This window comes from Streptomyces odontomachi, from assembly GCF_024435355.1.
GTDB lineage: Bacteria > Actinomycetota > Actinomycetes > Streptomycetales > Streptomycetaceae > Streptomyces > Streptomyces odontomachi.
The window spans coordinates 432960-458763 of the sequence record NZ_JAMJWG010000003.1 but is presented as its reverse complement, the minus strand read 5'-3'; the positions used below and the strand labels follow the sequence as shown (position 1 = coordinate 458763).

Sequence of the window (25804 nt, the reverse complement as noted above, 5' to 3'; positions counted from 1 at the left end):
CTCGCACGCATCACGACCCTCCTGCCACGGAACGACCGTGGCCGCTGAGTCCAGAGGAGGTGGGTTCACACATGCGTCATTACGAGGTGATGGTCATCCTCGACCCCGATCTCGAGGAGCGCGCTGTCGCTCCCCTGATCGAGTCCTTCCTGTCCGTCGTCCGCGAGGCCAACGGCAAGGTCGAGAAGGTCGACACCTGGGGCCGTCGTCGTCTCGCCTACGAGATCAAGAAGAAGCCCGAGGGTATCTACTCGGTCGTCGACCTGCAGGCCGAGCCTGCGGTCGTCAAGGAGCTCGACCGGCAGATGAACCTGAACGAGTCGGTCCTCAGGACCAAGGTCCTCCGCCCCGAGGTGCACTGAGCCACCCGGCTCAGTACGGCTTCGGGGGCTGAGTAGCCCGAGTGGCAGCACAAGCAGCCAGCAGCAAACCCGCCGAGAGGTTCCACCATGGCAGGCGAGACCGTCATCACGGTCGTCGGCAATCTTGTCGATGACCCCGAGCTGCGCTTCACCCCTTCCGGCGCGGCGGTCGCGAAGTTCCGCGTCGCGTCCACCCCCCGCACCTTCGACCGGCAGAGCAACGAGTGGAGAGACGGCGAGAGCCTCTTCCTCACGTGCTCGGTCTGGCGTCAGGCCGCGGAGAACGTTGCCGAGTCGCTTCAGCGTGGCATGCGCGTCATCGTGCAGGGCCGCCTGAAGCAGCGGTCCTACGAGGACCGTGAGGGAGTCAAGCGCACGGTCTACGAGATCGACGTCGACGAGGTCGGCGCGAGCCTGCGCAACGCGACGGCCAAGGTCACCAAGACCGCCGGCCGTGGCGGCCAGGGTGGATACGGCGGCGGTCCCGGCGGCGGCCAGCAGGGTGGCGGTGGCAGCTGGGGCGGCGGCCCCGGCGGCGGTCAGCAGCAGGGCGGCGGTGCTCCCGCCGACGACCCCTGGGCGACCGGAGCGCCGGCCGGCGGTGGCCAGCAGGGCGGTGGCAGCTGGGGCGGTGGCTCCAGCGGCGGCGGCTACTCGGACGAGCCTCCCTTCTAACGGGGCGGGGCTCGTACCCCCACTTCTTGATCACACAGGAGAAACACCATGGCGAAGCCGCCTGTGCGCAAGCCCAAGAAAAAGGTCTGCGCATTCTGCAAGGACAAGGTCACGTACGTGGACTACAAGGACACGAACATGCTGCGGAAGTTCATTTCCGACCGCGGCAAGATCCGTGCCCGCCGCGTGACCGGCAACTGCACGCAGCATCAGCGTGACGTCGCCACGGCCGTGAAGAACAGCCGTGAGATGGCGCTGCTGCCCTACACTTCCACCGCGCGCTGAGGAAAGGGTGACCTACTGATGAAGATCATCCTTACCCACGAGGTCACTGGCCTCGGTGCCGCGGGCGATGTCGTCGACGTCAAGGACGGCTACGCCCGCAACTACCTGATCCCGCGGAAGTTCGCGATCCGCTGGACCAAGGGTGGAGAGAAGGACGTCGAGCAGATCCGCCGCGCCCGCAAGATCCACGAGATCGCGACCATCGAGCAGGCCAACGAGATCAAGGCCCGCCTCGAGAGCACCAAGGTCCGCCTGGCCGTACGGTCCGGCGACGCCGGTCGCCTCTTCGGTTCCGTCACGCCGGCCGACATCGCCTCGGCGATCAAGGCCGCCGGTGGCCCCGAGGTGGACAAGCGCCGTGTGGAGCTTGGCGCGCCGATCAAGACCCTGGGCGCCCACGCGACGTCCGTGCGTCTGCACCCCGAGGTGGCCGCCAGCGTCACCATCGAGGTTGTCGCCGCCTGACCCTCCGGTCGGGCACAAGGCTGACACGTTCGTAGGGGCCGTATCCGTTGGGTACGGCCCCTACGGCTGTTTGCGGCCTGGATTGAGTGGACCGGATTGAGTGGACCGGATTGAGTGCTGCTGTGGCCCTGGGTACGCCCTTGCGCGGCTGTCGTGCTGAGAACGTTTCACGTGAAACAGCGCATTCACGGACGCCTGGGTGAAGTCGCGTTGACGGATGTGGCCGGGAGCCGGCCGCGCCCTTGCACCCGACGGATGCCGTGGTGTCAGCGCGTGGCGCCGGTGACGATCCAGCGGCCCGACCGGGAACGCAGCCACAGGGTCAGCAGTCGCATCGTCATCATGAGGGTCATCGCTCCCCACAACGCGGTGAGCCCGCCGCCGACCATCGGAACCAGCAACGCCGCCGGGGTGAAGACGGCCAGGGTGATCAGCATGGCCCAGGCCAGATACGGGCCGTCGCCCGCGCCCATCAGCACGCCGTCGAGAACGAAGACGATCCCGCAGATCGGCTGGGAGACGGCGATCATGAGCAGGGCGGGCAGGGCCGTGTTCTGCACAACGGAGTCCGAGGTGAAGAGCGGCAGGAAGAGAGGCCGGGTCGCAAGGACCAGGAGACCCAGCACCACGCCGGTGGCGATTCCCCACTGCACCATTCGGCGGCAGACGTCCCGCGCTCCCTGGGCGTCGTCCGCTCCCAGATAGCGTCCGATGATCGCTTGCCCTGCGATGGCGATCGCGTCCAAGGCGAACGCCAGCAGGCTCCACAGTGACTGGACGATCTGATGGGCGGCGATGTCCGCATCGCCCAGCCGCGCCGCCACGGCTGTGGCGATCATGAGGATCGCGCGCAGGGAAAGCGTGCGGACCAGCAGGGGTGCGCCCGCGCTGGCACAGGCACGGATCCCGGCGACATCGGGACGCAGGGAGGCGCCGTGGCGTCGTGCGCCGCGGATGACGGCCCACAGGTAGACGGCGGCCATGCCGCACTGTGCGATGACGGTGCCCCAAGCAGATCCTGCAATGCCGAGGCCGGCGCCATAGACCAGGGCGGCGTTGAGGCCGGCGTTGGCGATGAAGCCCGCAACGGCAACGTAGAGCGGGGTGCGGGTGTCCTGGAGTCCGCGCAGGACGCCGGTGGCGGCGAGGACCACCAGCATCGCGGGGATACCCAGGGCGGAGATACGCAGATAGGTGGTGGCATAGGGGGCCGCGGTGGGCGAGGCGCCGAACACGTCCACCAATCCCGGGGCGGTGGGCAACACGGTGATGATGACGAGGGCGCCGAGGAGGATGGCGAGCCAGATGCCGTCCATGCCCTGACGTATGGCCGCCTGGAGATCGCCGGCGCCGACGCGCCGGGCGACCGCTGCCGTGGTGGCGTAGGCCAGGAAGATGAAGATGCTCACCGAGGTGGTCAGGAGCGCCGATGCGACGCCAAGGCCGGCCAGCTGGGCGGTGCCGAGATGACCCACGATGGCGCTGTCGGCCATGACGAAGAGCGGTTCGGCGACGAGCGCGCCGAAGGCCGGCAGGGCAAGCGCCACGATCTCTCGATCGTGCTGTCTGTGCCTCTTTCGGGTGGGGTGGTCGGCAGCTACGGGAGCCTGGGTCATCACACCAATGTAATCTTCCACAGGTAAGGGATGCAATGTGAGGTTGTCCCTTACGAAGAGTGGTGTCGGGCGGGCGTTCGCACAGGGCGGGACGCGCTTGTGGGCCGACCGAGAATCTTTTTCTTCTGCACAGCCGGTGGACGGCGAAAGCACAGGTCACACGGGCTTTGTTGAGGGAGCGGCGAGCTTGTGCACAGCCCTGTCCACCGGGTCGTGCACAGGTTTCGGCGAGTTCTCCACAGCCTGGGGCCCGTCATCCACAGCCCCTGTGGATAACCAGATTGGCTGACGGTGCCGGCGGGCCTACCGTAGTGCGGCGCCCGTCTCATGAGGTGACCCCGGAAACGTCACATAACTGACGCATCGGAACCGGAGTTGGGCCTCTTACTTTGTCAGTGCCGTGCCGTAAGAAAGAGGGGCACGGCTAGGTCCGCTTGGCGGACGCGAGGAGGTGGCCCGGTGAGCCTTTCCGAGCCTTTGGACGACCCCTGGGCCGACAGCGGACCAAGTGATCGTCTGCCATCCTCCCGCCGGCGCGCCAAGGGCGACCCCGCCGAGATCGGCCGCCGTGACGACCAGCCCGCCCGCGGTTCGGGCGCAGGCGCCTGGGACGGCGACGGAACCGCCTTCGAGCGCGTGCCCCCGCAGGACCTGGAGGCCGAGCAGTCCGTGCTGGGCGGCATGTTGCTGTCCAAGGACGCGATCGCGGACGTCGTCGAGGTGCTCAAGGGCCACGATTTCTACCGTCCCGCCCACGAGACGGTCTACCAGGCCATCCTCGACCTGTACGCGAAGGGCGAGCCGGCCGACCCCATCACGGTCGCCGCCGAGCTGACCCGTCGTGGTGAGATCACCCGGGTCGGCGGCGCCGCGTACCTGCACAGCCTGGTCCAGACGGTGCCGACCGCGGCCAACGCCGAGTACTACGCGGAAATCGTGCACGAGCGGGCGGTGCTGCGCCGCCTGGTCGAGGCCGGCACCCGCATCACCCAGATGGGCTATGCCGCCGACGGAGACGTCGACGAGATCGTCAACAGCGCCCAGGCAGAGATCTACGCCGTCACCGAGCAGCGCACCAACGAGGACTACCTTCCGCTGGGCGAGATCATGGAGGGCGCGCTCGACGAGATCGAGGCCATCGGGTCCCGCAGCGGTGAGATGACGGGCGTACCGACCGGGTTCACCGACTTCGACTCGCTCACCAACGGTCTGCACCCGGGCCAGATGATCGTCATCGCGGCGCGGCCCGCCATGGGCAAGGCGCTGGCCCTGGACACGCCCCTTGCCACGCCCACCGGTTGGACGACGATGGGCGCGGTCGAGGTCGGAGACCAGCTGATCGCCGCGGACGGCAGACCGACGCGCGTGGTCGCCACGACCGACGTCATGGTGGGCCGCCCCTGCTACCAACTGACCTTCGACGACGGCACCACGGTCATCGCCGACGCGGACCACCAGTGGCTCACCGACACCAGGGCCTCCCGTCGCGCCGCCCGGGGAAGCGGTCCACACCGCCAGCAGGCTCGTCCCGCGGTGCGGACCACCAAGGAGATCGCCGCCACCCTGCGCTGTACGAACCTCGCCGACCAGCGCCTGAACCACTCCGTGCAGAACGTGACCCCGCTCGACCTCCCCGACCGTGAACTGCCGGTACCCCCGTACACGCTGGGGGCACGGTTGGGCGACGGCGGCAGTGCGGCGGAGAGCAGGCGCATCCCCCAGGAGTACCTCCGGGCCTCTTCCGGCCAGCGCAGGGCGCTGCTCGCCGGCCTGCTGGACAGCGGGGGAACGGTCACCGGCACCGCGATCCAGATCGCGGTGCCCGACCAGGCCCTGGCCGAGGACCTTCGGGAACTGGTCGTGAGCCTCGGCTACCGCTGTGGTGCGGCGACCGAGCGCAGGGGCGACGCCGGGGCGCTGACCTCGTACCTCGTCACGTTCACGACCGCGGATGACGTCTTCCGGCTGGCGCCCGAGCGGCAGACGCACGCGGCACGCAGGCGCCCCGGCACGCCCCGGCCGACGCGGCGTTTCATCACGGACGTACGAGAGGTCGACAGCGTTCCGGTCCGCTGCGTCCAGGTGGACCACCCGGATCATCTGTACGTGGCCACCGAGGCGATGGTGCCCACGCACAACAGCACGCTGGCTCTGGACTTCGCTCGGGCCGCCTCGATCAAGAACGATCTGCCCAGTGTCATCTTCTCGCTGGAGATGGGGCGCAACGAGATCGCGATGCGGTTGCTCTCCGCAGAGGCACGTGTGGCCCTGCATCACATGCGGTCGGGCACGATGACCGACGACGACTGGACGCGGCTGGCCCGGCGGATGCCGGAGGTGACCGCGGCACCGCTCTACATCGACGACTCGCCGAACCTGTCGATGATGGAGATCCGCGCGAAGTGCCGACGCCTGAAGCAGCGCAACGACCTGAAGCTGGTGGTCATCGACTACCTCCAGCTGATGCAGTCGGGTGGCTCCCGGCGCGCGGAGAGTCGCCAGCAGGAAGTCTCGGACATGTCACGGAACCTGAAGCTGCTGGCCAAGGAGCTCGAGCTGCCGGTCATCGCGCTCTCCCAGCTCAACCGTGGTCCCGAACAGCGCACCGACAAGAAGCCGATGGTCTCCGACCTGCGTGAGTCGGGCAGCATCGAGCAGGACGCCGACATGGTCATCCTGCTGCACCGTGAGGACGCCTACGAGAAGGAGTCCCCTCGCGCGGGTGAGGCCGACCTGATCGTGGCCAAGCACCGTAACGGCCCGACGGCCACCATCACCGTCGCCTTCCAGGGCCACTACTCGCGGTTCGTGGACATGGCGGGGACGTGAGGACGGCCGGCTGGGCGAGCGGTTGCCCGGCCGTGTTCGGCCGCCTTCAGCTCGGTTGGAAGAACTCGAGCATTCTCCGGCTGGCGTCCGGCGACATCAGCAGTTCCTGCATGTCAGCCGACATCCGGGCGGCGGCGCTGGTGCGTTCGAACATCTCGCGTTCGTATTCTTCGACGGCGGTGGGACGGTCGTCCGGGTACGCCGCCAGTGCGAGGCCGAGCAGGGCGCCGTCGAGCAGCGCCATGTTGGCGCCTTCCCCCACCGGCGGCATCAGGTGCGCGGCATCGCCGAGCAGCGTGACACCCGGTGTCGACGGCCAGGTCAGGCCGACCGGGAGAGTGCTGATCGAGCGTGGCAGGACCGTGTCGTCGCAGGCTGCGATCAGTGTGGTGAACCGTGCGTCCCAGCCGGCAAAAAGCTCGATCAGCCGCGCCCGGGCGGCGGCCGGGTCGTCGAACGGGATCCCGCTGGTGGCGAACCAGTCCTCGGCGGTGTTGTAGAAACTGAGGCCGATGCGGACGCGCCCGTCGCCGTTGCGCTGTGCTGCCAGGGACTGTCCGTTGCCGAGCACCCAGTAGTTGCCGCGTCCGACCATCGCCGCGAGGTCGGGGTGGGTGCGGTCGATGTCGGGAATGCCTAGCTCGATGACGTTCTGGCCGATGTGCTCCGGTCGCGCGTCGGTGAGCAGTGCACGGACTCGGGAGTTCGCGCCGTCGGCGCCGACCAGCAGGTCATACGTCGCACTGCTGCCGTCGGCGAAGTGCAGCACGCCGTCGTCGGCGGACTCGAACGCGTGCCCCCAGCGCACCGTGTGTTCGGGCAGGGAGTCCAGCAGCAGGTTGCGCAGATCGGCACGGTCCACCTCGGGTCGCTTCAACGGGGCGTCCTCGGGGGTGTCCTCTTGCAGCAGCAGGGTGCCGTCCGGCTCCAGTAGCCGCATGTCCTGGCCCTCACCACGGGCTATCGCGTGGAACTGGTCCATCAGACCGGCCTCGCGCAGCGCCCGCTGCCCGGAGTGGATGTCGAGCATGCCGCCCTGACCGCGCGCATTGCGCGATTCTTCCCGTTCGTACACCACGGCATCGATGGCGTTCACGTGCAGCACCCGGGCCAGGGCCAAGCCACCCAAGCCGGCTCCGACAATGGCGATGGTCATAGGTACCCCCCGATTCACCGTATCTGTCGATACACCGTATCACTAGAGACGCTGTATCGATTCCAACGCTGTATTGTCGTCGGCATGTTGGTGTGGGAGCGGCCGGAGCCGCCGGATCGACCGATGCCGGCCCCGCTGAGCCGGGAGCGGATCGTCCAAGCGGCGATCCGACTCGCCGATGCGGACGGCCTGGACGCGGTGTCGCTGCGCAAGGTCGCCGCGGTGCTGGACGTCGGACCGATGCGGCTGTACCGCTACATCGCCACGAAGGAGGAGCTGCTCGACCTGATGGTCGATGCGGTCCACGCGGAGATCAGGCCGGCCGGAGACGGTTGGCGAGAGGTGCTGCGATCCCTTGCCGAGGCCATCCGGGAAGCCGCTCACCAGCGTGAATGGCTCGCCGACCTGCTCGGCGGGCGGCCCCAGCTCGGGCCGAACACGATGGCCGGCGGAGAGGCCGTGCTGGCCGCGATGGGCGGCGTCGACCTGGGCACCGTCGTGCCGGCGGTCGCGGCGGTCCATGCGTACGTGATCGGCGCGGTACGCCGGGAGATCACCGAGCGGCGCGCCGAGCGGGCCTCCGGGATGGACCAGAAGCAGTGGCAGGCCGCCTTCGGGCCTTATCTGCAACGGACCTTCGCCACCGGCCGATTTCCCGCGCTGGCCTCGGTCGTCCACGATGGCCCCCATCTGGACGCGGACCAAACCTTCCGGACCGGCCTCGACTTCCTCCTCGACGGCATCGAAGCGCGCATCTCAAGCTGACGCGGGGCCGAGGCACCCGACGAGCGCTGCCCGCGGCCCTGTCCTGCTCGAACCGCCTTGAGCTTGGACTCAGGCGGGTGCCTCGGCCGAAACGATCAGGAAGTTCGGCAGGTGGACGTATCCGTCGATCCCCGGGGTGGTGGGCTCCATTTCTGCCGCCACCGCAGGGTCGAGCCCCGGCTCGGCCACCTCGCGCAGGCGGCAGCCGAGGGAGGCCAGTTCGTTGAAGTAAGCAGAGATCGGCCGGTGGAAGTCGGACGCGGCAAGCCCGACGACCTCGTACTCCTCCAGGTACCGTCGCACACGATATTCACCGTGCTCCCGCCAGCTGCCCCACAACTCCTCGAAGGCAGGGTGGACCAGGGCGAACACCAACAGGCCGCCCGGGCGCAGAGCCGCCACGCAGGCGCGCATCGCAGGCTTCCAGTCGGGGATCGCCATCAGGACCATGCTGCACACCACGGCGTCAAAGGGTTCGCCCAGGTCCGGCATCCGCGTCAGATCCGCCTGGACGTAGGTGACGCCCTGCCCCAGCTCGGTTTCCCTCTCACGGGCGAAAGCGCACATGTTGTCCGTTGGCTCGACGCCCACCACCTGCGCCCCGCGGCCGGCGAGAATGCGACTGAAGTACCCGTTTCCGCATCCCGCGTCCAGCACTCGTCGGCCGTGCACATCCCCCAGCAGTCGCAGCAGGGCCGGATTCACCAGATTCCGTTTGGCGAAGTCCCCGTTCTCCGCCATGGCTTCCATCGACTCACGCGTGGCGGACGTGTTCCACTGCCTGATCGCGGCCTCGTTCGTCCATCTGGATGTCATCCGCGCGAGCTTAGGGTCCCGGGGAGGCGGAACGCGACCGGGTATTGACCAAGATCGAGAAACCTGGTCAGGAACGGGCGGGAGGTTCTGCGACACCGATGACGTGCCTGCCGACGGCCCGGACGTGCACCGACGACCACCCCAGGGCGGTGAGGTCGTCCGTGAGCGTTCCGGCATCGTGGAAGACCTTCACGATGCGGTACTGGCTGCCGTCGTCGAGCCGACGTAGCACTGCGGGGGCGGGCTGGTTCGTGAGGACGTGCTCTTCGGAGGCAGTGGCGGGGCCGTCGTCGACGAAGATCGCCTTGCCGTCCGGCGTGAGCGCGGTGGCGACGGTACGCCAGAAGTCGGCCAGCCGTTCCGGCGGCACATGGGAGAGCCAGAAGGCGAAGAACACCGTCTGATAGCGGCGCGACGGCAGCCACTCGAACACGTCCGCCGCAAGGAACCGGACCTTGGGGGAGACGGTACGCGCACGAGCGAGGGCCAGCACTTCAGCTGCCGCGTCGACGGCCGTAACCGACCGCGCCCGCTCGGCGAGCAGCGGGGTCCACTGGCCCGTGCCGCAGGCCAACTCCAGCACATCCCCGGCAATCGGAAGGTCATCGACCACGGTCAGCAGTTGCTGAAGCTCCTCGTACTCCGCGTAGGGCCGGTCGTACTCAGCGGCGCCGTCCCTGTAGTAGGCCCTTTGCTCTGCCAGGAGAGCGTCGACATCCATACGCGTGCCTCTCGTCCGGGTTCCGTGTCAGGGGCCGGCGCGTTCGGCGGGCCGGCCTGGTGCCGTGTCCACCGTCGGCCTTCACCTTCGGGCAAGGTCAAGCAGGGCCCTGGCTGATCCGTTCCCCAGGACGGCGTGGGCTGCCGAAATTCCCATGCCTTCATGTCCGCCTTCTCGCTACGGTGCCGTCATGGACGTGACGTTCACGAAGATGTCGGGGCGGCGCTATCGGATCGCGGTCGTTCGGGAGCAGGGGCCGGAGCTGGCGTCGCGTCAGGGGCCCGGGTACGACGACTTCGTGCCGCATGACGCCGTGCACTTCCTCGTGGAAGCGGAAGCCGGACTGCCCGGGGGCGTCTTCGGCAGGCTTGCGGCCGGCCGGAGCAACCTCTTCTGGCCCGCGGATCCGGCCGTGCGCAGACGGCAGGCGCGCCAGGAGGCGAAGCGAACCCCGAGCAAGGCCGAGCATGCGGACATGGCCCGGTCCGAGCGGTTGGCCTCGATCTGCCAGCCGCTCTGGGCGTTCCGGGCCGGGCACCGCAGCGAGCTTCCGCTGTGGTTCTCGCAGGTCATGCAGGAGGTGGCGGACGAAGATCTGGTGGACCGTATCGTGGCCCGCCTGGATGAGTTCGCGGACCGTTGGCACGCCCTGCCGGTGGCCGGCGCCATCACGCTGACCTGGCCGGATCTCTCTCCGGGCCGGGCTGGAGGCGGGAGCAGGGACCGAAACGACGCGGTTGGCCGTGCGCGCGGTCCTCAGCAGCGGCGCCACCGGCACGGACGGGCCACGGTTGCGGTGCGTCGATAGCGTGACAGCCACGGAAATCGGCTCGACGCCCGGACGGTTCGCCGATGGACTGGGGGCATGACCACTTCGGCATCCGCCCAGTCCTCGTCCGACCAACTCCCTCCCCCTCAGTCGTCCCCGCAGCCCTCGCCCGTGCACGCTGGGCCTGGAACGGACGACGAGGGCCCGATCACGGGCCGACTGCTGCCCGGCACGCGCCGGGCGCTGCTGCACCGGCTCGCCACCGGCCAGACGGACGGCCGGGCTCCTTCCCTGGTGGCCGCTGTGGTGCGTGACGGAGACGTGGTCTGGCGCGGGGCGCGGTCCTGCGTAGCGGGACATGAACCGGATGAGCAGGTGCAGTACCGGATCGGCTCGATCAGCAAGACCTTCACCGCCGTGCTGGTGATGCGACTGCGCGACGAGGGCGTGCTGGACCTGGGTGATCCGTTGGAGAAACACCTTCCGGACACCGGCATCGGCGAGGCCACCGTCGCGCAGTTGCTCTCCCACAACGGGGGCCTGGCGGCCGAGGCGCCGGCACCGTGGTGGGAGCGCACCCCGGGCTCACTGCGCCCCACACTGGGCGACGTGCTCGGTGACGAGCCCTTCCGGCATCCGGTAGGGCGGCGCTTCCACTACTCCAACACCGGTTTCACGGTGCTGGGCGAGCTGGTCGAACGGCTGCGGGGCGCCCCGTGGGAAGAGGTGCTGCGTCGGGAGGTCCTTCAGCCGCTCGGGCTGGACCGCACCAGCGTGGAGCCCCAGTCCCCCCACGCGGGCGGCTGGGCCGTGCATCCGTGGGCCGATGTGATGATGCCGGAACCTGCGGAGAACCTCGGGCTGATGACACCCGCCGGAGGGCTGTGGTCCACGACAGGGGACCTAGCCCGGTTCGCGGCCTTCCTGAGCCACGGCGACGACCGGGTGCTCGGCGCCGACTCCGTACGGGAGATGCGGACGCCCGCCGCCCCGTCCGAGGCGTCGGATGTGGCAACCGGTTATGCGTATGGCCTCGGTATGGAGGTCCAGCAGCAGGGTGACCGCATGCTCGTGGGGCACGCGGGATCGGTACCGGGCTTCCTGGCGAGCCTGGTGATCAGCGTCGAGGAGGGGCTGGCCGCCATCGCTCTCGCCAACTGCACCTCCGGCCCGTCGGTCACCGCCATCGCCGGCGACCTGGTACGGATCGTGGGGGAGGCCGAGCCACGGATCCCCGAGCCGTGGAAGCCGCTGACGGAGGTGGATGACGCGGTCCTGAAGCTGGCGGGCCCTTGGTACTGGGGCACCCAGGCTCATGTGCTGCGGCCGGCGGCGGACGGGGCTGTCGTGCTCGGTCCGATCGCCGGGGGGCGCGGGCGCGGGTCGCGCTTCCGACCGAACGGTGATGGCACCTGGACGGGCCTGAACGGCTACTACGCGGGGGAGATCCTGCGCGCCGTACGGGGATCCGACGGAGCGGTGAGCCATCTCGACGTGGGGTCGTTCGTGTTCACCCGTGAGCCGTATGACCGACAGGCTCCGGTGCCGGGTGGAGTGGACGAGGAAGGCTGGAGGGCGTTTCCCGGATAGGGCGTTCGGGCGGGAGAGTCGGGGCGAGACCGGTCCGTGGGTCCGGTGGACAGGGCGGCTGGTGTGGTGTTTCACGTGAAACATCACGCCGTCGGACCCTTGTTCCGGTAGTTCCGTTGAGGCGGATGATCCCGGTAGGTCAGAGCTTCAACTTGAAGCCGACGTGTGTGGCGGAGAACCCCAGGTTCTCGTAGAAGCGGTGGGCGTCGGTGCGGGTGGCATCGGAGGTGAGCTGGACCAGGCGGCAGCCCTGGCGACGCGACTCCTCGATGGCCCAGCGGATGAGGTGCGTGCCCAGCCCATGGCCACGCATGTCCGCATGGATACGAACGGCCTCGATGAGCCCCCGAGTGGTTCCCCGATGGGCCAGTCCAGGGATGATCGTGAGATGCAAGGTCCCGATGACGCGTTCCTCGTGGACGGCGACGACCAGATGCTGGTTCGGGTCGTCCGCCACTCGTTGGTACGCAGGCTGATAGGGAGCGAGATCATCGGGTGACTCCCGCTGGGCACCCAGGGGGTCGTCGGCCAGCATGTTCACGATGGCGGGGATGTCCTGGGGGAGTGCGGGCCGCACGTCGAACTCTGCCATGCGAGGAAGCTTATGCGCAGGGCAGGAGCGCAGCGGCGCCGGGCGGGGCCGCTGAGTGGCCCGGGCCGCGTACAGCCAGGCCAGAGGCCTGTGTACACACGGGTCAGGCGGTTGAGCGCAACGCCTTGGTGTCCATCGGACGACGACGGGCGCGGTCCCTTACCCGCTGACCGTGCTTGGTGAGCCCCCAGGGCTTGAGCACGGAGATCACGGTCATGAACGTGTAGGCGCTGAGGGAGACCGAGGGAGCGCTGATCAGGGCGTACTGCTCGGGTATTGCTCCCCCGGCGATGGCGTGACCCACAGCGTTGGTGATCTCGGGGCGCAGGGCGAAGATCGACAAGCCGGTGGTGACGAGGGTCATCCAGAACTTGATGAAGACCCAACGATGCTGCGCCAGCCCCCAGGGGGTGCCGAGCGAGAGCACCAACCCCGTCAGAAGGGTCAGTAGGGAGATCGGGGCGATAAGCCAGTCGGTGAACACCTTCATCGAACGGTATGACGCCTCCGTCACCACGGGTGAACCCGTAGTGACTGCGGTCACGCCCAGCGCGAGCAGCCCAAGCGCGAGCCCGAGCCATCCGGCGGAGGTGATGACATGGACAACAAGGAGGGCCCGGCGGGCCGGTCGGCGGAGTTTCACGGGAATCACCATGCCGAGCCGGGCGCCGGCTGGCGTCTGACGGCGGGAGTAACCGGACGTACTAGCGTCGGCGTATCCGCCCGCCCGGATTGGCCGGGTGGGTCAGGTCAGCCCAGGTCGATGGCGTGCAGAGCGCGTACGCCCTCGATATTCCCGTCGAGATAGTGCCTCAGGGACAGCGGTACAAGGTGGACGGAGGCGATTCCCACACGGGTGAAGGGCACACGCACGATCTCGTAGGTGCCGCAGGGCGACTCCACCTCAGGGCCGTGACGGCGGGAGGTGTCCATGGACTCCAGCCGGCAGACGAAGAAGTGCTGCACCTTGACGCCGGTGGCGCCGCCGTCCTCACCGATGTGTTCGACGGTGTCCACGAAACACGGCACCACATCAATGATCTTGGCACCCAGTTCCTCGTCCACCTCGCGATGGAGTGCATCGATCACGGTGGCGTCTTCTGGTTCCACTCCGCCACCGGGAGTGACCCAGTAGGGGTCGATACCAGGCTTGGTCCGTTTGATCAGAACAAGATCGTCGTTGTCGAGCAGGATGGCGCGGGCAGTCCGTTTGACCACGGGTCGGACGGTCATGGGAGAAAGGTGACCCGGCTGGTTCCACGTGAAACATCGAGCTGTTCAGGCCAGCCGGAGCAGCGAAGGCGAAGTGACTCCGAGCAACGAAGGCGAAGCGACGACGACGGCCCCATGGAGACAGGGTGGCAGGGAAACACGTCAGGAACTCCCCTCGACCGACTCCGTGAGCGACGCTCGAGGGTCTTGGTGGTGGGCGTCGCTTCGGGAGCCGGTGCAGGCGGGTTCGGCGGGAACGACGGGCGCGCACACGAGGTCCTCGATATGGCCGCAGAATGCGCAGACCCATATCTCGCGCTGCATCCACATGGTGCGCCGACACAGGGGGCAGCCCCGGGTGCGGATGCCGTGCGGGCCCATGACCGGTGGCTCCGGTGTGGCCGCGGCGTATTCGATGATGCTGCCGGCATCTTGTTCCGGCGCGGCCATCCGCAGGAGCCATGCGGTGCGCGAGCGGGCTTCATCGGCAAAATCGGTCATTGTGCGCACACCGTAGCCGGGTTGCGGCCGGTTGCGGTGGTCTTTTCCGAACGTGACTCCTTTGGGGTATCAGGCGGGTAAGGCGGATTTCTGGGCTTACCCGGCTTCCGTACCCTGGTTGCCCGCTCCCGCCTGAGCCAGCGCCCGAAGGACGTCCGCGACCAGGTCCTCGGTGTCCTCGGCGCCCGCGGAGAACCGAATGAACCCGTCCGGGACCGCGTCACCACCCCATCGACCACGCCGCTCCGCCGTGGACCGTACGCCGCCGAAGCTGGTCGCGGCGTCGACCAGGCGCAGTCCGGCCAGGAAGCGCTCGGCGTGGGCGCCCGACGGCAGCGTGAAGCAGAGCACGCAGCCGAAGCGCCGCATCTGTCCGGAGGCGATCTCGTACGACGGGTCCCCGGGTAGGCCCGGATAGCGCAGCCCGGTCACCTCGGGGCGGTCGGTGAGGGCCTGGGCGAGCGCGAGGGCGTTGGCGTTCTGGCGCTCGGCGCGCACCTGCAAGGTGGCGAGGGAACGGTGCGCCAGCCAGGCCTCCATGGGGCCCTGCACCGCACCGGCGAGCTTGCGCCAGCGACGCACCGGGGCCATCAGTGCGGCGTCGCGGCAGGCCACATAGCCGAGCAGGACATCTCCGTGCCCGGTCAGCTGCTTGGTGCCGCTTGCCACGGAGAAGTCCGCACCCAGTTCAAGGGGGCGCTGACCGAGCGGGGTGGCGAGGGTGTTGTCGACGGCGACGATCGTTCCACGTGCATGTGCGGCCGCCACGAGACGCCGTATGTCGCACACGTCCAGGCCCGGGTTCGAGGGCGTCTCCAGCAGCAGCAGTCGCGCGCCGTCGAGCACATCGAGCTGGGCGTCGCCGCCGGTCGGTGCCCTGCGCACCTCGATGCCGTACGCGCTGAGCTGGTCGCCGATCAGGGGGAGACCCTGGTAGCCGTCGGACGGCAGGACGACCACGTCACCGGTGCGCAGCTGCGAGAACAGGATCGCCGAGATCGCCGCCATGCCCGAGGCGAAGACCAGCGTCTCCACGCTGCCAGCCGCGCCCGGTGGTGCCTCCAGCTCCCCGATGGCCTGTTCCAGACGCGTCCAGGTGGGGTTCTCGTCGCGGCCGTACGTGTACGGGCCGGTGGGGTCGCCGGGGAGGTGGTAGTGGGCCGCGAAGACCGGGCCCGGCATGGTGGGCTCGTACTTCAGGGGTTCGGGCAGCCCGGCCCGCACCAGCAGCGTGCCGTCACCGGGTGCCTCGGACGAGACCGGTGCACCGGACACTCGGGGGGTGTCGGACGAGCCCGGCGCCCCGGTCGGGCCCGTTGCGCCGGTCACTCGTGCTGTTCCGTTCGATGCTGCCGTGCTTGCTCTGTCTGTCATTCTCGCTGTCTTCGCCGCGTCTGCTGTCTCATGTGCCTCTGCTGCGTCTACCGACCCGGTCCCCCCGTCGTCGTTACGCCCGTGTGCCATGCTGCTCAGTCCTTCACTGCCTCACGTACCGCGGTGAGTAGCCCTTCGCCGGCCGCTTCCACCATCTCCAGGCAGACCTCGAAGCCATCGATGCCGCCGTAATAAGGGTCAGGTACGTCGAGGTCATCGCGCGCGCCGGGGTCGTACGAACGCAGCAGTCGCACCTTGCGCGCGTCCTCGGGCGTGGGCGCGAGCCGGCGCAGCGTGCGCAGGTGACCGGAGTCCAGCGCGATCACCAGGTCGAGCCGTGCGAACCAGTCGGCCTGGAACTGCCGCGCCGTGTGACCACACGGATACCCGGCCGCCGCCAGGACCGAGACGGTCCGGGGGTCGGCGTCGTCGCCCTCGTGCCAGCCCCCCGTCCCGGCACTGTCGACCTCGACCACCTCGTCGAGGCCCGCATCGGCGACCTGAGCGCGGAAGACGTACTCGGCCATCGGCGAGCGGCAGATGTTGCCGCTACAGACGAAGCACACGCGATACGGCGCCCGCGCGGACGCCCGGTCACGCGGGTACGGCTCCGAGGTCGTCGTCACCGCCTCCTCTCAGTCCTCGTCCGGGAGCACTATGTGCAGTGCCCAGGAGACGATCGCGACGATCAGGCCGCCCAGCACCGCGGTCCAGAAGCCCTCGACGTGGAAGCTGACGTCGGTCTTGCCGGCGACCCAGGATGTGAGCAACAGCATCAGTGCGTTGATCACCAGGGTGAACAATCCGAGAGTGAGGATGAACAGCGGGAAGGTGAGCACTTTCACGATCGGCTTGACCACGACGTTCACCACGCCGAAGATCAGCGCGACGATGACCAGCGTAAGTGCCTTGCCGCCGGTGCTGCCTCCGGTGAGTGTGATCTTGTCGAGCACCCAAACGGCCACGGCAAGGGCTGCCGCATTGGCGATCGTCTTGACGAGGAAATTCTTCATGTGTCTGATCGTGGCAGACGCGCACGGGCACCAGCGACGGATCGTGAGCAGGGCCACGGAGCGCACACGAACACGTCACGTAGCGAACAAGCGCAACAAGCGAACAAGCGAGCACTTACGTAGTCGGGCAATCGGCACTCGGTGGTCAGCAGCCGGTGATCGGCACTCGGTGATCGGCCACCGGACGGCGGACGAGGCGACAAGGGGCGGGCAGGGCGATGAAGGCATTCCGGCTGGACGAACTGGACGCGGAGCGTGCCGCGAACGACGGTGCGTATCTTCAGTTCCTGCGTGAGCGGAACATGTCGGTCGGGCTCTACGCACTCGACGCCGGCTCCTCCGACCCGCAGCAGCCGCACGGGCAGGACGAGGTCTACTTCGTGGTGAGCGGGCGCGCTTCACTGACCGTCGGCACCGAGACCACCCAGGTCGCCCGAGGGAGCGTCGTCTACGTCCCGGCCGGGGCGGCGCACAAGTTCCACCACATCTCCGAGGACCTGCGGGTGCTCGTGGTCTTCTCGCCGCCGGAAGGACGCTGAGCAGACGCTCCACGGGTCTGCTCGCCCCGGATTCCCTAGGGGACGGGTCAGGGTAGGACAAGGGGTGCGGAAGTGCCCGTAGAGCCGGCTACGCGCTTAGCATCGAAGGCGAAGGAGTGAAAGTCGCGCACCGACGGCGGGCCAGTGCAGGCCGCGGAGGCGCAGATGTGACGACGACCGGGCTTGGGTACACACGGCAGCCCGGCCGTGGAGCCCGGAACCCCGGGCTCCTCGGAAGGCTGCGGAAGCCAGAGACATAAGGACGGTAAGGACGATGGCGGTACGTGAGATCTTCGCGGGCGTGCCCTGGTGGGTGAAGTGGGTCGTGGTGCCGGTCATCGCCCTCTTCGTGTTCGGCGGGCTGATCGTCGGCATCGTGTCGTTCCTCATCAGCCTGCTCTTCAAGGTGCTGATACTCGTCGCGATCGTCGGCGCGCTGCTGTACGTGGTGCGTAAGTTCATGTCGAGCAAGTCACGCGGGGACTGGTGAGGTAGGGGGCGGGGAGCCCGTTCAGCGGCGTCGGCGCGCCCGCTGCGACCAGTGCTCACGGCCCGCTGCCCACAGCGCTCAGTGCTTCCGTCGGCGCCCCCGACCGCCGCGTACCGCCGGGCCACCCCCCGAAGCCGGCTGAGCGGGCCTTGGTACGCCCGCCCTGCCCGCAGCCGGGCCAGCCGTCGCGGAGGCTGCTGTCGCCGGGGCCTCGGGCCGCCGGTCCGCCGAGACGACCAGTGCGGCGAGCGCCGTCGTCACCGGCACCGATGCCACCAGTCCGATGGAGCCGACCAGCGTCCGCACGATCTCCTCAGCCACCACCTCACTGCCCGCGACGGTGCTGACGTCGCTCTGCGCGATCGAGAAGAGCAGCAGCAGCGGAAGGGCGGCGCCGGCATAGGCCAGGACGAGCGTGTTCACCACCGACGCGATGTGATCGCGCCCGATCCTGATGGCTGCCCGGTACAGCCCGCGCCAGCCCAGCGCAGGATCGGCCTGGTGCAGCTCCCACACCGCCGAGGTCTGTGTCACCGTCACATCGTCGAGCACACCGAGCGAGCCGATGATCACGCCGGCGAGCAGGAGGCCGCTCATGTCGATCGACGGATACAGCCCGTGGATCAGGCCCGTGTAGTCGTCCGTGTTCCCCGTCAGGGCGGCCCACCCTATGAAGAGGGCGCCGAGCCCCCCGGTGAGCAGCAGCGACACCAGAGTGCCCAGGACGGCGACGGATGTGCGGGCCGTCAGGCCGTGGCACATGTAGAGCGCGATCAGCATGATGGCGCTTGCCCCGACCACGGCGACGACCAGCGGGTTCGAGCCTTGCAGGATGGCGGGCAGGATGAACAGGGCCAGCACCAGGAAGCTGACGGCGAGCGCGACCAGCGCCATGATGCCGCGCAACCGCCCGACCACGACCACCGCGAGCGCGAAGATCCCGGCAAGCAGCAGCAGCGGAAGGTGCCGGTCCACGTCGCTCACCGAGTACTGGAGGTCCCGAGGCGCGTCCGGTGCGTAGGAGACCACGACCTGCTGCCCTTGGTGCAGCTGCCGGGGCGAGTCCGGGCGGACGATCTCCGTGAACGTACGCCCGGTGTCCTTCCCGCTGGTGACCCGGATCGTGGCCTTCCCGCAGGTCGCCTTCTTGCCACCGGTCCCGCCCGCACCCGTGCCGGCGCCTCCGGTACCGCCGGCGCCTCCCCCATCGGCCGCCTGTTGCGGGTCGGACCCGTCCTTGGCTCCGGCCGCCGGGTCACCGCCGGATCCACCGGAGCCGTCCACCGTGGCGCAGTCGACCTTGTCGACGCGGACCACCTCCGCCTGCTGCGTCTGGCGGTCGAAGCCGACTCCGCTCCGCTGGTGCGACGGCACACCGCTCGGCCACAACACCACCAGCCCCGCCAGGACGGCAGCCGTGAAGGGGATCAGCACCGCGGCGATCACCTTGCGCAGATGCTGTGACACCGGCGCGGCCGGCCCGTGGCTGTGCCCGTGCCCATGCCCATGTCCGTGCCCATGGCCATGTCCGTGCCCGTGCCCATGCCCCGGCCCGTTCCCGTGCCCGTTTCCACCCCCTTCGTGCCCATGACCACCAGGAGCTTTTCCCTGGCCATGGGCGTGGTGATCGCGGCCGCCCGCGCCGTGCCCCCGGCCCGCGGTGCCCGAACCGCCAGGGCCACCAGGCCCGGATGCGTCAGGACCGGGCCCGCTGGTCCAGGACCCGCTCGGGATCGGCCCACCCGGCCAGGATCCCTCCTCTCCGGACCCACTCGCCGCCCATGACCCGTCCTGACCCGACCTGTCCTGACCGGTCCCGTCCTGATCGGTTCCGTCCCGACCCGACCCACCCGGCCACGACCCGCCCGGCCGTGTGCCGTCGGCACCGGGCCAGGCATACCCGTAGTCACGGCCGCCACCTGCGCGTTCGTGGGCGTCGTGGCCGTAGCCGTCCGGTGCGCGGCCGGGTGGCGGGGTGGACGGGGGCTGCATGCTGGTCACCGCTCGATCATGGCGGAACTGCGGGCTCCGTGGAGGGACTACGTGGCGCCCCCCTGTTCAGTGCGGCGTCTCGGACGTTAGCGTGGAGGAACCTTTGCACAACGCGGGAGCTCGGAGCACCGGGCTGAGAGGGCGCTGAACCTTCGTACCCGAGAAGCGTGCCGTGTGCGGGCACTTGCCTCGCACCCACGGGACCACGCCTCGTCGTACGGAAGCAGCTGCGTCGACCGCCGAACCTGTTACCGGGTAATGCCGGCGTAGGGAGTAGGTCTTATGACCATTCAGGATGCGCACGCGTCTGCCTCCGACTCTGTGGAGGAGACGGCTGCCTCCGGCACGTCACACCAGCACCAGAAGTCCAACCCAACTCAGTCCGAACACCAACAGCCCCCGAACTCCGCCGCATCGGAACCGCACGCCCCCGCCCCCGCCTCCGGGCCCACGCTCGGCTGGCACAAGGCCTATCTGCCGGGGCCGGACGGAGCACACGCGGACCTGCGTGTTCCCGTCAGGATGGTGCACCTCACCAACGGACAGGCCGTCACGCTGTACGACACCTCCGGCCCGTACACCGACCCGGAGGCCGAGACCGACGTTCGACGGGGACTGTCGCCGCTGCGGGAGAGCTGGATCGCGGGCCGCGGCGACACCGAGGAGTACGCGGGCCGTCCGGTCCGCCCCGAGGACGACGGCATCAAGCACACCGCGCCCCGCGGGGGCCTGCGCAACCTCGACGCCGTCTTCCCCGGCCGTTCACGCAGGCCGCGCCGGGGCCGCGACGGTCGGGCGGTGACCCAACTCGCCTATGCGCGGCGCGGCGAGATCACACCGGAGATGGCGTACGTGGCCGTCCGGGAGCGGCTCTCACCCGAGGTCGTGCGCGACGAGATCGCCGCCGGGCGCGCGGTGCTGCCGGCGAACGTCAACCACCCGGAGATCGAGCCGATGATCATCGGCAAGCGTTTCCTGGTGAAGGTCAACGCCAATATCGGCAACTCCGCGGTGACGTCCTCCATCGAGGAGGAAGTGGAGAAGATGACCTGGGCGACCCGTTGGGGCGCCGACACGGTCATGGACCTGTCCACCGGCCGCAACATCCACACCACCCGGGAATGGGTGCTGCGCAACTCGCCGGTCCCGATCGGCACCGTTCCGCTGTACCAGGCGCTGGAGAAGGTGGACGGCAAGGCCGAGGAGCTGAGCTGGGAGATCTACAAGGACACGGTCATCGAGCAGGCCGAGCAGGGCGTGGACTACATGACCGTGCACGCCGGTGTGCGCCTGCCCTACGTCCCGCTGACCGCGAACCGCAAGACCGGCATCGTCTCGCGCGGCGGCTCGATCATGGCCGCGTGGTGTCTCGCGCACCACAAGGAGAGCTTCCTCTACGAGCACTTCGAGGAGCTGTGCGAGATCCTCGCCGCCTACGACGTGACGTACTCCCTGGGCGACGGCCTGCGGCCAGGTTCCATCGCGGACGCCAACGACCGGGCCCAGTTCGCCGAGCTGGAGACGCTGGGCGAGCTGGCGAAGATCGCCAAGCGGCATGACGTGCAGACGATGATCGAGGGCCCCGGGCACGTCCCGATGCACAAGATCAAGGAGAACATCGACCTCCAGCAGGAGCTGTGCGACGAGGCGCCGTTCTACACGCTCGGCCCGCTGACCACGGACGTCGCCCCGGGCTACGACCACATCACCTCCGGCATCGGTGCCGCGATGATCGGCTGGTGGGGCACGGCCATGCTCTGCTACGTCACCCCCAAGGAGCACCTGGGCCTGCCGAACCGCGATGACGTGAAAACCGGTGTCATCACCTACAAGATCGCAGCTCATGCAGCGGATCTGGCCAAGGGCCACCCCGGCGCCCAGGAATGGGACGACGCCCTTTCGGACGCACGTTTCGAGTTCCGTTGGGAGGACCAGTTCAACCTGGCCCTCGATCCGGACACGGCGCGCGAGTTCCACGACGAGACGCTGCCGGCCGAACCGGCGAAGACGGCGCACTTCTGCTCCATGTGCGGCCCGAAGTTCTGCTCGATGCGAATCAGCAGGTCCATCGCCGACCGCTTCGGCGGTGAGGCGGCCGACGGGGCGACGCAGGAGGAGATCGAGGCCGGCATGCTCCAGAAGTCGAAGGAGTTCGCGGCGGCGGGGAACCGGGTCTACTTGCCGTTGGCTGACTGACTGACTGGCAGGCAGGTAGGTAGGTAGGCACACAGGCAGGCACACAGGCACACAGGCACACGGGCTGACAGACCGGCCGTCTGCCTAGTCGGTAGGCGGGCCGAGATCACCGTCGCCGTCGTCATCGTCCCCGCTCGGGGGCATGGCGGCGGCGACGACCCGCCCGACGCGCCAAGACGGACTTCGACTGGGTTGGGCTAAGAGGGGCTCATCTTGCTCGTGCACGAAAACGGCTCGTCGATCCAGTAGGTGTTGTGCTGTGCGTCGTGGACGATCGGGAATTTCGTGGCCGGATCGCAGAGCTTGTCGATCTGTGGGGGTACCTCCCACGCCATCAAGGCAGTGGGGGAGGTCCGCGGAACTGATGGTGAACCAGTACTCGTTGGTGTCCGCGGCGATCTTCCGGCATTTGTAGAAGAACCCCTTCACGCCGGGGCCGAACACGTCACTGCGGGTCGGGGGCCAGCTTCTTGTTGAGGTTGATGTTGTCGCAGTCGGCCTTCATGCCCTCGACGTTGGTCGTCGTGGCCGCCTCGGTCGTGTACCCCTTGGCCGTGTGGGTGCCCGACGCCGTCCAGGCGTGCGCCGGCAGGGCGATCTGCCGGGCGACCTCGGCGAGGAACGGACTGCTGGTCACGGCCGTCCTGGCCGCGGTGGTGGAGTCGGCGACTGCGACGTCGCCGGGGTTCGAGCAGCCGGTGGCGGCGGCACCGACACCGAGAGCGGCCAGCAGAAAGGGCACGGGCCGGAGCGCGCAGGCGGGCGGCGGTGTGGACGTCACATCGCGCTCCGTTTCGGGCCGGCCCGGCGCACCGACGGCATCCCGGATATCTGGTCGCACGGTATGCGCACGGTAATCGCTCGAGTGCGCAGCCGGCGGGATTGACCACCGGGACGCCGGCGCGCCCAGCCCGCTCGGGTGATCGCCCCCGGGTCACTCGGGCAGGTGCTCGGGCCCTCCGAAGTCGGGGCTGGAGTAGTCCGGGCTGCTGTAGCGGGGGCCGGACGTGGTGGTCGGACCCTGGTCGGGGCTGCTGAATCCGGGGCGGTGGTAGCCGAGGTGCGGTATGCGGCCGGTCGACTCGGCAGGCGTGGCGGGGGCGATGTCAGGGGCGGGCTTGACCAGCGCTTCCTGGAGGAACGGGGCTATGCCACGCTCCAGGAGCGCCTGGTGCCAGGCCTCGCGCGCCCGGAAGACCTCCGCGGCAAGACTCGCGCGGTCGTCGGCCCGCAGCGAGGTCGCACCGTTGCGCAACGCGGTGAGCAGCAGGCCGACCGCCGCCACCAGGATGGCCACCGCGGTGATCGCGCCGAACACCCAGCCGGTGGTGAGCAGGGTGCCGGCGAAGGCGGGGGCGGGCCCGACGGCGCGGAGCGCATAGCCGACCAGCAGGAAGATCAACGCGGCCGTCCCGGCCAGCATCGGGGCCAGTACGGCGATCACCGCGGCCAGCCCGGCGCCGGTGGGCTCCCCGGCTGCCGTCCGCCCCATCCGCGCCCTTGCCTCCGCTCCCGTCGCCCTCTTTCCGGCGCGGGGTCGGCCACTGGCTGGGGCTCGTGCGCCGGCTCCCGTGCCGGCTTCTGCGCCGGTTTCTGCTCCTGCTCGGGCTCCTACTTGGCCATCGGCTCGGGCTCCTGCCTGGCCATCGGCTCGGGCTTCGCCTTCGGCTCCCGTCCGCGTCCCTGCCGTCGTCCCCGTCCCCGTCTCAGACCCCGTCCCGGTGCCGCTCCCGGCCTCGCCGTCGCCGTTGCCCGAGGCCAGACCGGCACGCTGGCCCAGGGGGCTGTCGTCCGGCGCGTCACCGAGCGCGCTTCGGTCGGGAGGCGTGCGTCGTACCGCGCCCGTGGGGTGCTCCGCGCGGGTGGTGCGCGCTGGGGCGCGCAGTTCACCGCGGAGCCGCACGTAGTGCTGGTATTCGCTGGCGGCCGCAGCCGTTATCAGGGCGGTCGCGCTCAGCGCCATGCGGCGCAACTGCTCGTTGGTGAGCGGTTCGCCGGCCTCGACGAGGTCGTGGCGGTGCGATGCCGAGCGCAGCGCTTCGTCGAGGATCCGCTCGAAATCCCGGCGGTCCTCGTTCAGCAGGTATGGAGCGCTGTTCATGTGCTTCCCCCGATGTTCCGTAGGACTGGGGGCCGGCTGGATTGCGGGCCGTCGGTGAGAAACGGAGGGGACCCGTTACGGGATGAACAGATGGTAGAGCGGTCACCGCGGGCGGTGACAGAGGCTTTCCGAAAAATGCCCCACTGGCCTGGGCCCTTTTGGTAAAGGGCCGTCGATCGAACAGTTACTCGGCAGGTCAGGCCGTCAACGGAAGGGGACAGACCAGCAGTTTTCCGGCCATGGTCACTCCGCCGTCCATGGCAATGGCCAACCCGTCGGCGTAGATGTGCGGGCCCTCCACAACGGGTCCCGCGCCGTCCTCGCCGTCCTCCGAACCGACTTCGCCCAGGAGGTAGGGAATGGGGCTGTGACCGTGCACGATGCGGGTGCCGCCGTACACGCCGAGCAGCTTGCGCACCGCGTCGGCGCCGCCCTCGTCGCGGAACGCGAAGCGCTTGGTGAACTTCCGGAAGAGGTCCCAGCACTCGTTGGCGTCATTGCGCGTGAGGGCTTCGCGCACGGTGTCGTTCACCGCCTCGATGGAGTCGCCGTAGTCGAGGTAGGAGGTCGTGTCGGAGTGCACCAGGAGATGGCCGTCCACCTCCTCCATCGCGTCCAGCCGGGCCATCCACTGCACGTGGTGGTCCCGCAGGCGCTCCATGTCGGTCTTCTGCCCGCCGTTGAGCAGCCAAGCGGCCTGGAAGGTGGCGGTGCCGGCGCCCGAGTTCACCGGGGTGTCGCCGAACCGTTTCGCACCGATCAGCAGTAGCTCGTGGTTGCCCAGCAGCGCCTTGCAGTATCCGCCCTCGGCCGCTGCCTCGGCGGACAGCCGCATCACCGTCTCGATGACCCCGATGCCGTCCGGGCCGCGGTCGGTGAAGTCGCCCAGGAACCACAGCCGGGCGTTGCCCGCGACCCAGCGTCCCTCGTCGTCGACGATGCCCTGGTTGCGCAGCGCGGCGAGCAGCTCGTCGAGGTATCCGTGCACGTCGCCGACCACGTACAACGGGCCGCTGCCGTCCGGGTTGGAGGCCGCGGGCGCGGGGGTCGTGACGGGCATCTGAAGGGTGTCACCGCGGTGGATGACCGGAAGATCGCGTTCGGTGGGCGTGTACCCCTCGGGCTCCTCCACCGCCGGGGGCGGTGCGGACGCGGCCGGAGGCTCCGGTGCGGAGGGGTGGCCGGGCGGGGCCACGATCCGGGGGTCGGTGTCCGGCGCCGTACGGCCGGGTCCGACGGATGCGGCAGGGCCGCCGGCTGTGGCGGGTACGGCGGATACGACAGACGCAGGAGACACGGTGGACCCATTTGATGACGCGGTGGAGACGCTGGCGACGTTGAAGACAGCAGCGGCCGTGGACGCGGTGGACGCGGAAGATCCGGAGAGCGCGGAGGGCGCAGCGAGCAAAGTTCCGGATAGGGCTCCGGGTGCGGAATCGACGGCGGAAACGGCCGAAACGGAATTTAGTACTCCGGAATATTCGGAGGCATTCCTTCCGGAAGTCTTGCCGAGCTGAATCGTCTTCGCCGTATCCCCGGAATCCGGCCGGCGGATTCCGGCTGACCTGCCGGTCCCGGCGTCCTGAGCGACGGATGCCGGCGGCAGGAAGGACGGCGGGATGGGCGCGGCGTGCGCGGGCACCGATACGGCCGATGCGGCGGTGGGGGGCGTGGTGACGGCCGGGGCCCTGGCGACCGTTCGCGTCCCGATGCCCGGGGCGTCCGCCGGTGTGCCGTCCGGGTCG

The 25804-nt window shown here is 69.1% G+C and carries 27 protein-coding genes; 12 read left to right on the top strand and 15 right to left on the bottom strand.

The genetic code is table 11. From position 1 onward, the window contains the following. The first annotated feature begins 71 nt into the window (after positions 1–71). From rpsF to rplI, 4 genes are all read left to right on the top strand, one after another. On the top strand, positions 72–362 hold the full coding sequence (gene rpsF / locus NQO67_RS09975; RefSeq protein WP_255949445.1) for a 30S ribosomal protein S6: 291 nt from the start codon (positions 72–74) through the stop codon (positions 360–362). Between the two features lie 87 nt (positions 363–449). Next, entirely contained in the window at positions 450–1037 is a 588-nt protein-coding gene (locus NQO67_RS09970; protein WP_255949444.1) for a single-stranded DNA-binding protein, read from the top strand. Positions 1038–1085: 48 nt separating this feature from the next. Beyond that, the gene (gene rpsR / locus NQO67_RS09965; RefSeq protein WP_003949403.1) at positions 1086–1322 is read left to right on the top strand and encodes a 30S ribosomal protein S18; all 237 of its coding nucleotides are present in this window, start codon (positions 1086–1088) and stop codon (positions 1320–1322) included. A gap of 18 nt (positions 1323–1340) precedes the next feature. Further along, entirely contained in the window at positions 1341–1787 is a 447-nt protein-coding gene (gene rplI, locus NQO67_RS09960; RefSeq protein WP_255949443.1) for a 50S ribosomal protein L9, read from the top strand. A gap of 266 nt (positions 1788–2053) precedes the next feature. Here rplI and NQO67_RS09955 read toward each other — a convergent pair whose 3' ends face one another. Next, positions 2054–3403, bottom strand: coding sequence for an MATE family efflux transporter (locus NQO67_RS09955; protein WP_255949442.1), 1350 nt, complete (start codon positions 3401–3403; stop codon positions 2054–2056). A gap of 459 nt (positions 3404–3862) precedes the next feature. On the opposite strand from NQO67_RS09955, the gene dnaB reads away from it, so the two are divergent. Further along, on the top strand, positions 3863–6232 hold the full coding sequence (dnaB, locus tag NQO67_RS09950; RefSeq protein ID WP_308295637.1) for a replicative DNA helicase: 2370 nt from the start codon (positions 3863–3865) through the stop codon (positions 6230–6232). A 46-nt stretch (positions 6233–6278) separates the two neighbouring features. Here dnaB and NQO67_RS09945 read toward each other — a convergent pair whose 3' ends face one another. Continuing rightward, a complete protein-coding gene (locus NQO67_RS09945; protein WP_255949441.1) occupies positions 6279–7388 on the bottom strand; it encodes an FAD-dependent oxidoreductase in 1110 nt (369 codons plus the stop codon). An 84-nt stretch (positions 7389–7472) separates the two neighbouring features. Between NQO67_RS09945 and NQO67_RS09940 the strand changes: the two genes are divergently transcribed. Continuing rightward, the gene (locus NQO67_RS09940; RefSeq protein ID WP_255949440.1) at positions 7473–8153 is read left to right on the top strand and encodes a TetR/AcrR family transcriptional regulator; all 681 of its coding nucleotides are present in this window, start codon (positions 7473–7475) and stop codon (positions 8151–8153) included. 69 nt (positions 8154–8222) lie between these two features. Here NQO67_RS09940 and NQO67_RS09935 read toward each other — a convergent pair whose 3' ends face one another. Continuing rightward, complete coding sequence (locus tag NQO67_RS09935; RefSeq protein ID WP_255949439.1) at positions 8223–8969, bottom strand: class I SAM-dependent methyltransferase; 747 nt, start codon at positions 8967–8969, stop codon at positions 8223–8225. A gap of 67 nt (positions 8970–9036) precedes the next feature. Next, a complete protein-coding gene (locus tag NQO67_RS09930) occupies positions 9037–9690 on the bottom strand; it encodes a class I SAM-dependent methyltransferase (RefSeq protein WP_255949438.1) in 654 nt (217 codons plus the stop codon). 190 nt (positions 9691–9880) lie between these two features. On the opposite strand from NQO67_RS09930, the gene NQO67_RS09925 reads away from it, so the two are divergent. Both NQO67_RS09925 and NQO67_RS09920 read left to right on the top strand, forming a co-directional pair. Continuing rightward, entirely contained in the window at positions 9881–10498 is a 618-nt protein-coding gene (locus NQO67_RS09925) for a hypothetical protein (RefSeq protein WP_255949437.1), read from the top strand. A gap of 57 nt (positions 10499–10555) precedes the next feature. After that, complete coding sequence (locus tag NQO67_RS09920; RefSeq protein WP_374118939.1) at positions 10556–12049, top strand: serine hydrolase domain-containing protein; 1494 nt, start codon at positions 10556–10558, stop codon at positions 12047–12049. Positions 12050–12188: 139 nt separating this feature from the next. Here the strand turns inward: NQO67_RS09920 and NQO67_RS09915 are convergent, their stop codons facing one another. From NQO67_RS09915 to NQO67_RS09885, 7 genes are all read right to left on the bottom strand, one after another. After that, positions 12189–12641: a GNAT family N-acetyltransferase gene (locus tag NQO67_RS09915; RefSeq protein WP_255949436.1), complete on the bottom strand. Its 453-nt coding sequence runs from the start codon at positions 12639–12641 to the stop codon at positions 12189–12191. Between the two features lie 103 nt (positions 12642–12744). Continuing rightward, positions 12745–13284: a DUF2269 family protein gene (locus NQO67_RS09910; protein ID WP_255949435.1), complete on the bottom strand. Its 540-nt coding sequence runs from the start codon at positions 13282–13284 to the stop codon at positions 12745–12747. Positions 13285–13391: 107 nt separating this feature from the next. Continuing rightward, on the bottom strand, positions 13392–13874 hold the full coding sequence (locus tag NQO67_RS09905; protein ID WP_255949434.1) for an NUDIX domain-containing protein: 483 nt from the start codon (positions 13872–13874) through the stop codon (positions 13392–13394). Positions 13875–14015: 141 nt separating this feature from the next. Continuing rightward, complete coding sequence (locus NQO67_RS09900; protein ID WP_255949433.1) at positions 14016–14354, bottom strand: hypothetical protein; 339 nt, start codon at positions 14352–14354, stop codon at positions 14016–14018. 96 nt (positions 14355–14450) lie between these two features. Further along, complete coding sequence (locus NQO67_RS09895; protein ID WP_255949432.1) at positions 14451–15629, bottom strand: cystathionine gamma-lyase; 1179 nt, start codon at positions 15627–15629, stop codon at positions 14451–14453. Positions 15630–15823: 194 nt separating this feature from the next. Further along, the gene (locus tag NQO67_RS09890) at positions 15824–16354 is read right to left on the bottom strand and encodes a low molecular weight protein-tyrosine-phosphatase (RefSeq protein ID WP_255949431.1); all 531 of its coding nucleotides are present in this window, start codon (positions 16352–16354) and stop codon (positions 15824–15826) included. Positions 16355–16363: 9 nt separating this feature from the next. Further along, positions 16364–16741: a phage holin family protein gene (locus NQO67_RS09885; protein WP_255949430.1), complete on the bottom strand. Its 378-nt coding sequence runs from the start codon at positions 16739–16741 to the stop codon at positions 16364–16366. A 218-nt stretch (positions 16742–16959) separates the two neighbouring features. Here NQO67_RS09885 and NQO67_RS09880 point away from each other — a divergent pair, with 218 nt between their 5' ends. Then, entirely contained in the window at positions 16960–17280 is a 321-nt protein-coding gene (locus tag NQO67_RS09880; protein WP_255949429.1) for a cupin domain-containing protein, read from the top strand. A 274-nt stretch (positions 17281–17554) separates the two neighbouring features. Beyond that, positions 17555–17770, top strand: a complete 216-nt coding sequence (locus tag NQO67_RS09875) for a DUF5326 family protein (RefSeq protein WP_255949428.1) — start codon at positions 17555–17557, stop codon at positions 17768–17770. A gap of 78 nt (positions 17771–17848) precedes the next feature. Here NQO67_RS09875 and NQO67_RS09870 read toward each other — a convergent pair whose 3' ends face one another. Then, positions 17849–19504 (bottom strand): YibE/F family protein, encoded by a 1656-nt coding sequence (locus NQO67_RS09870; protein ID WP_255949642.1) that lies wholly within the window; start codon positions 19502–19504, stop codon positions 17849–17851. A gap of 540 nt (positions 19505–20044) precedes the next feature. Here NQO67_RS09870 and thiC point away from each other — a divergent pair. Further along, positions 20045–21958: a phosphomethylpyrimidine synthase ThiC gene (gene thiC / locus NQO67_RS09865; RefSeq protein WP_255949427.1), complete on the top strand. Its 1914-nt coding sequence runs from the start codon at positions 20045–20047 to the stop codon at positions 21956–21958. A 445-nt stretch (positions 21959–22403) separates the two neighbouring features. Here thiC and NQO67_RS09860 read toward each other — a convergent pair whose 3' ends face one another. The 3 genes from NQO67_RS09860 to NQO67_RS09845 all read right to left on the bottom strand — a co-directional run bounded on the left by NQO67_RS09860 (position 22404) and on the right by NQO67_RS09845 (position 25257). Continuing rightward, positions 22404–22739 carry a hypothetical protein gene (locus tag NQO67_RS09860; RefSeq protein ID WP_255949426.1) on the bottom strand — a complete coding sequence of 112 codons (336 nt, stop codon included), beginning with the start codon at positions 22737–22739 and terminating at the stop codon, positions 22404–22406. Between the two features lie 153 nt (positions 22740–22892). Next, positions 22893–24059 (bottom strand): hypothetical protein, encoded by a 1167-nt coding sequence (locus NQO67_RS09855; RefSeq protein ID WP_308295636.1) that lies wholly within the window; start codon positions 24057–24059, stop codon positions 22893–22895. A 196-nt stretch (positions 24060–24255) separates the two neighbouring features. Further along, a complete protein-coding gene (locus NQO67_RS09845; RefSeq protein ID WP_374118961.1) occupies positions 24256–25257 on the bottom strand; it encodes a metallophosphoesterase in 1002 nt (333 codons plus the stop codon). A 100-nt stretch (positions 25258–25357) separates the two neighbouring features. Here NQO67_RS09845 and NQO67_RS44195 point away from each other — a divergent pair, with 100 nt between their 5' ends. Then, a complete protein-coding gene (locus NQO67_RS44195; RefSeq protein WP_255949671.1) occupies positions 25358–25576 on the top strand; it encodes a hypothetical protein in 219 nt (72 codons plus the stop codon). Positions 25577–25804 lie beyond the last annotated feature (228 nt).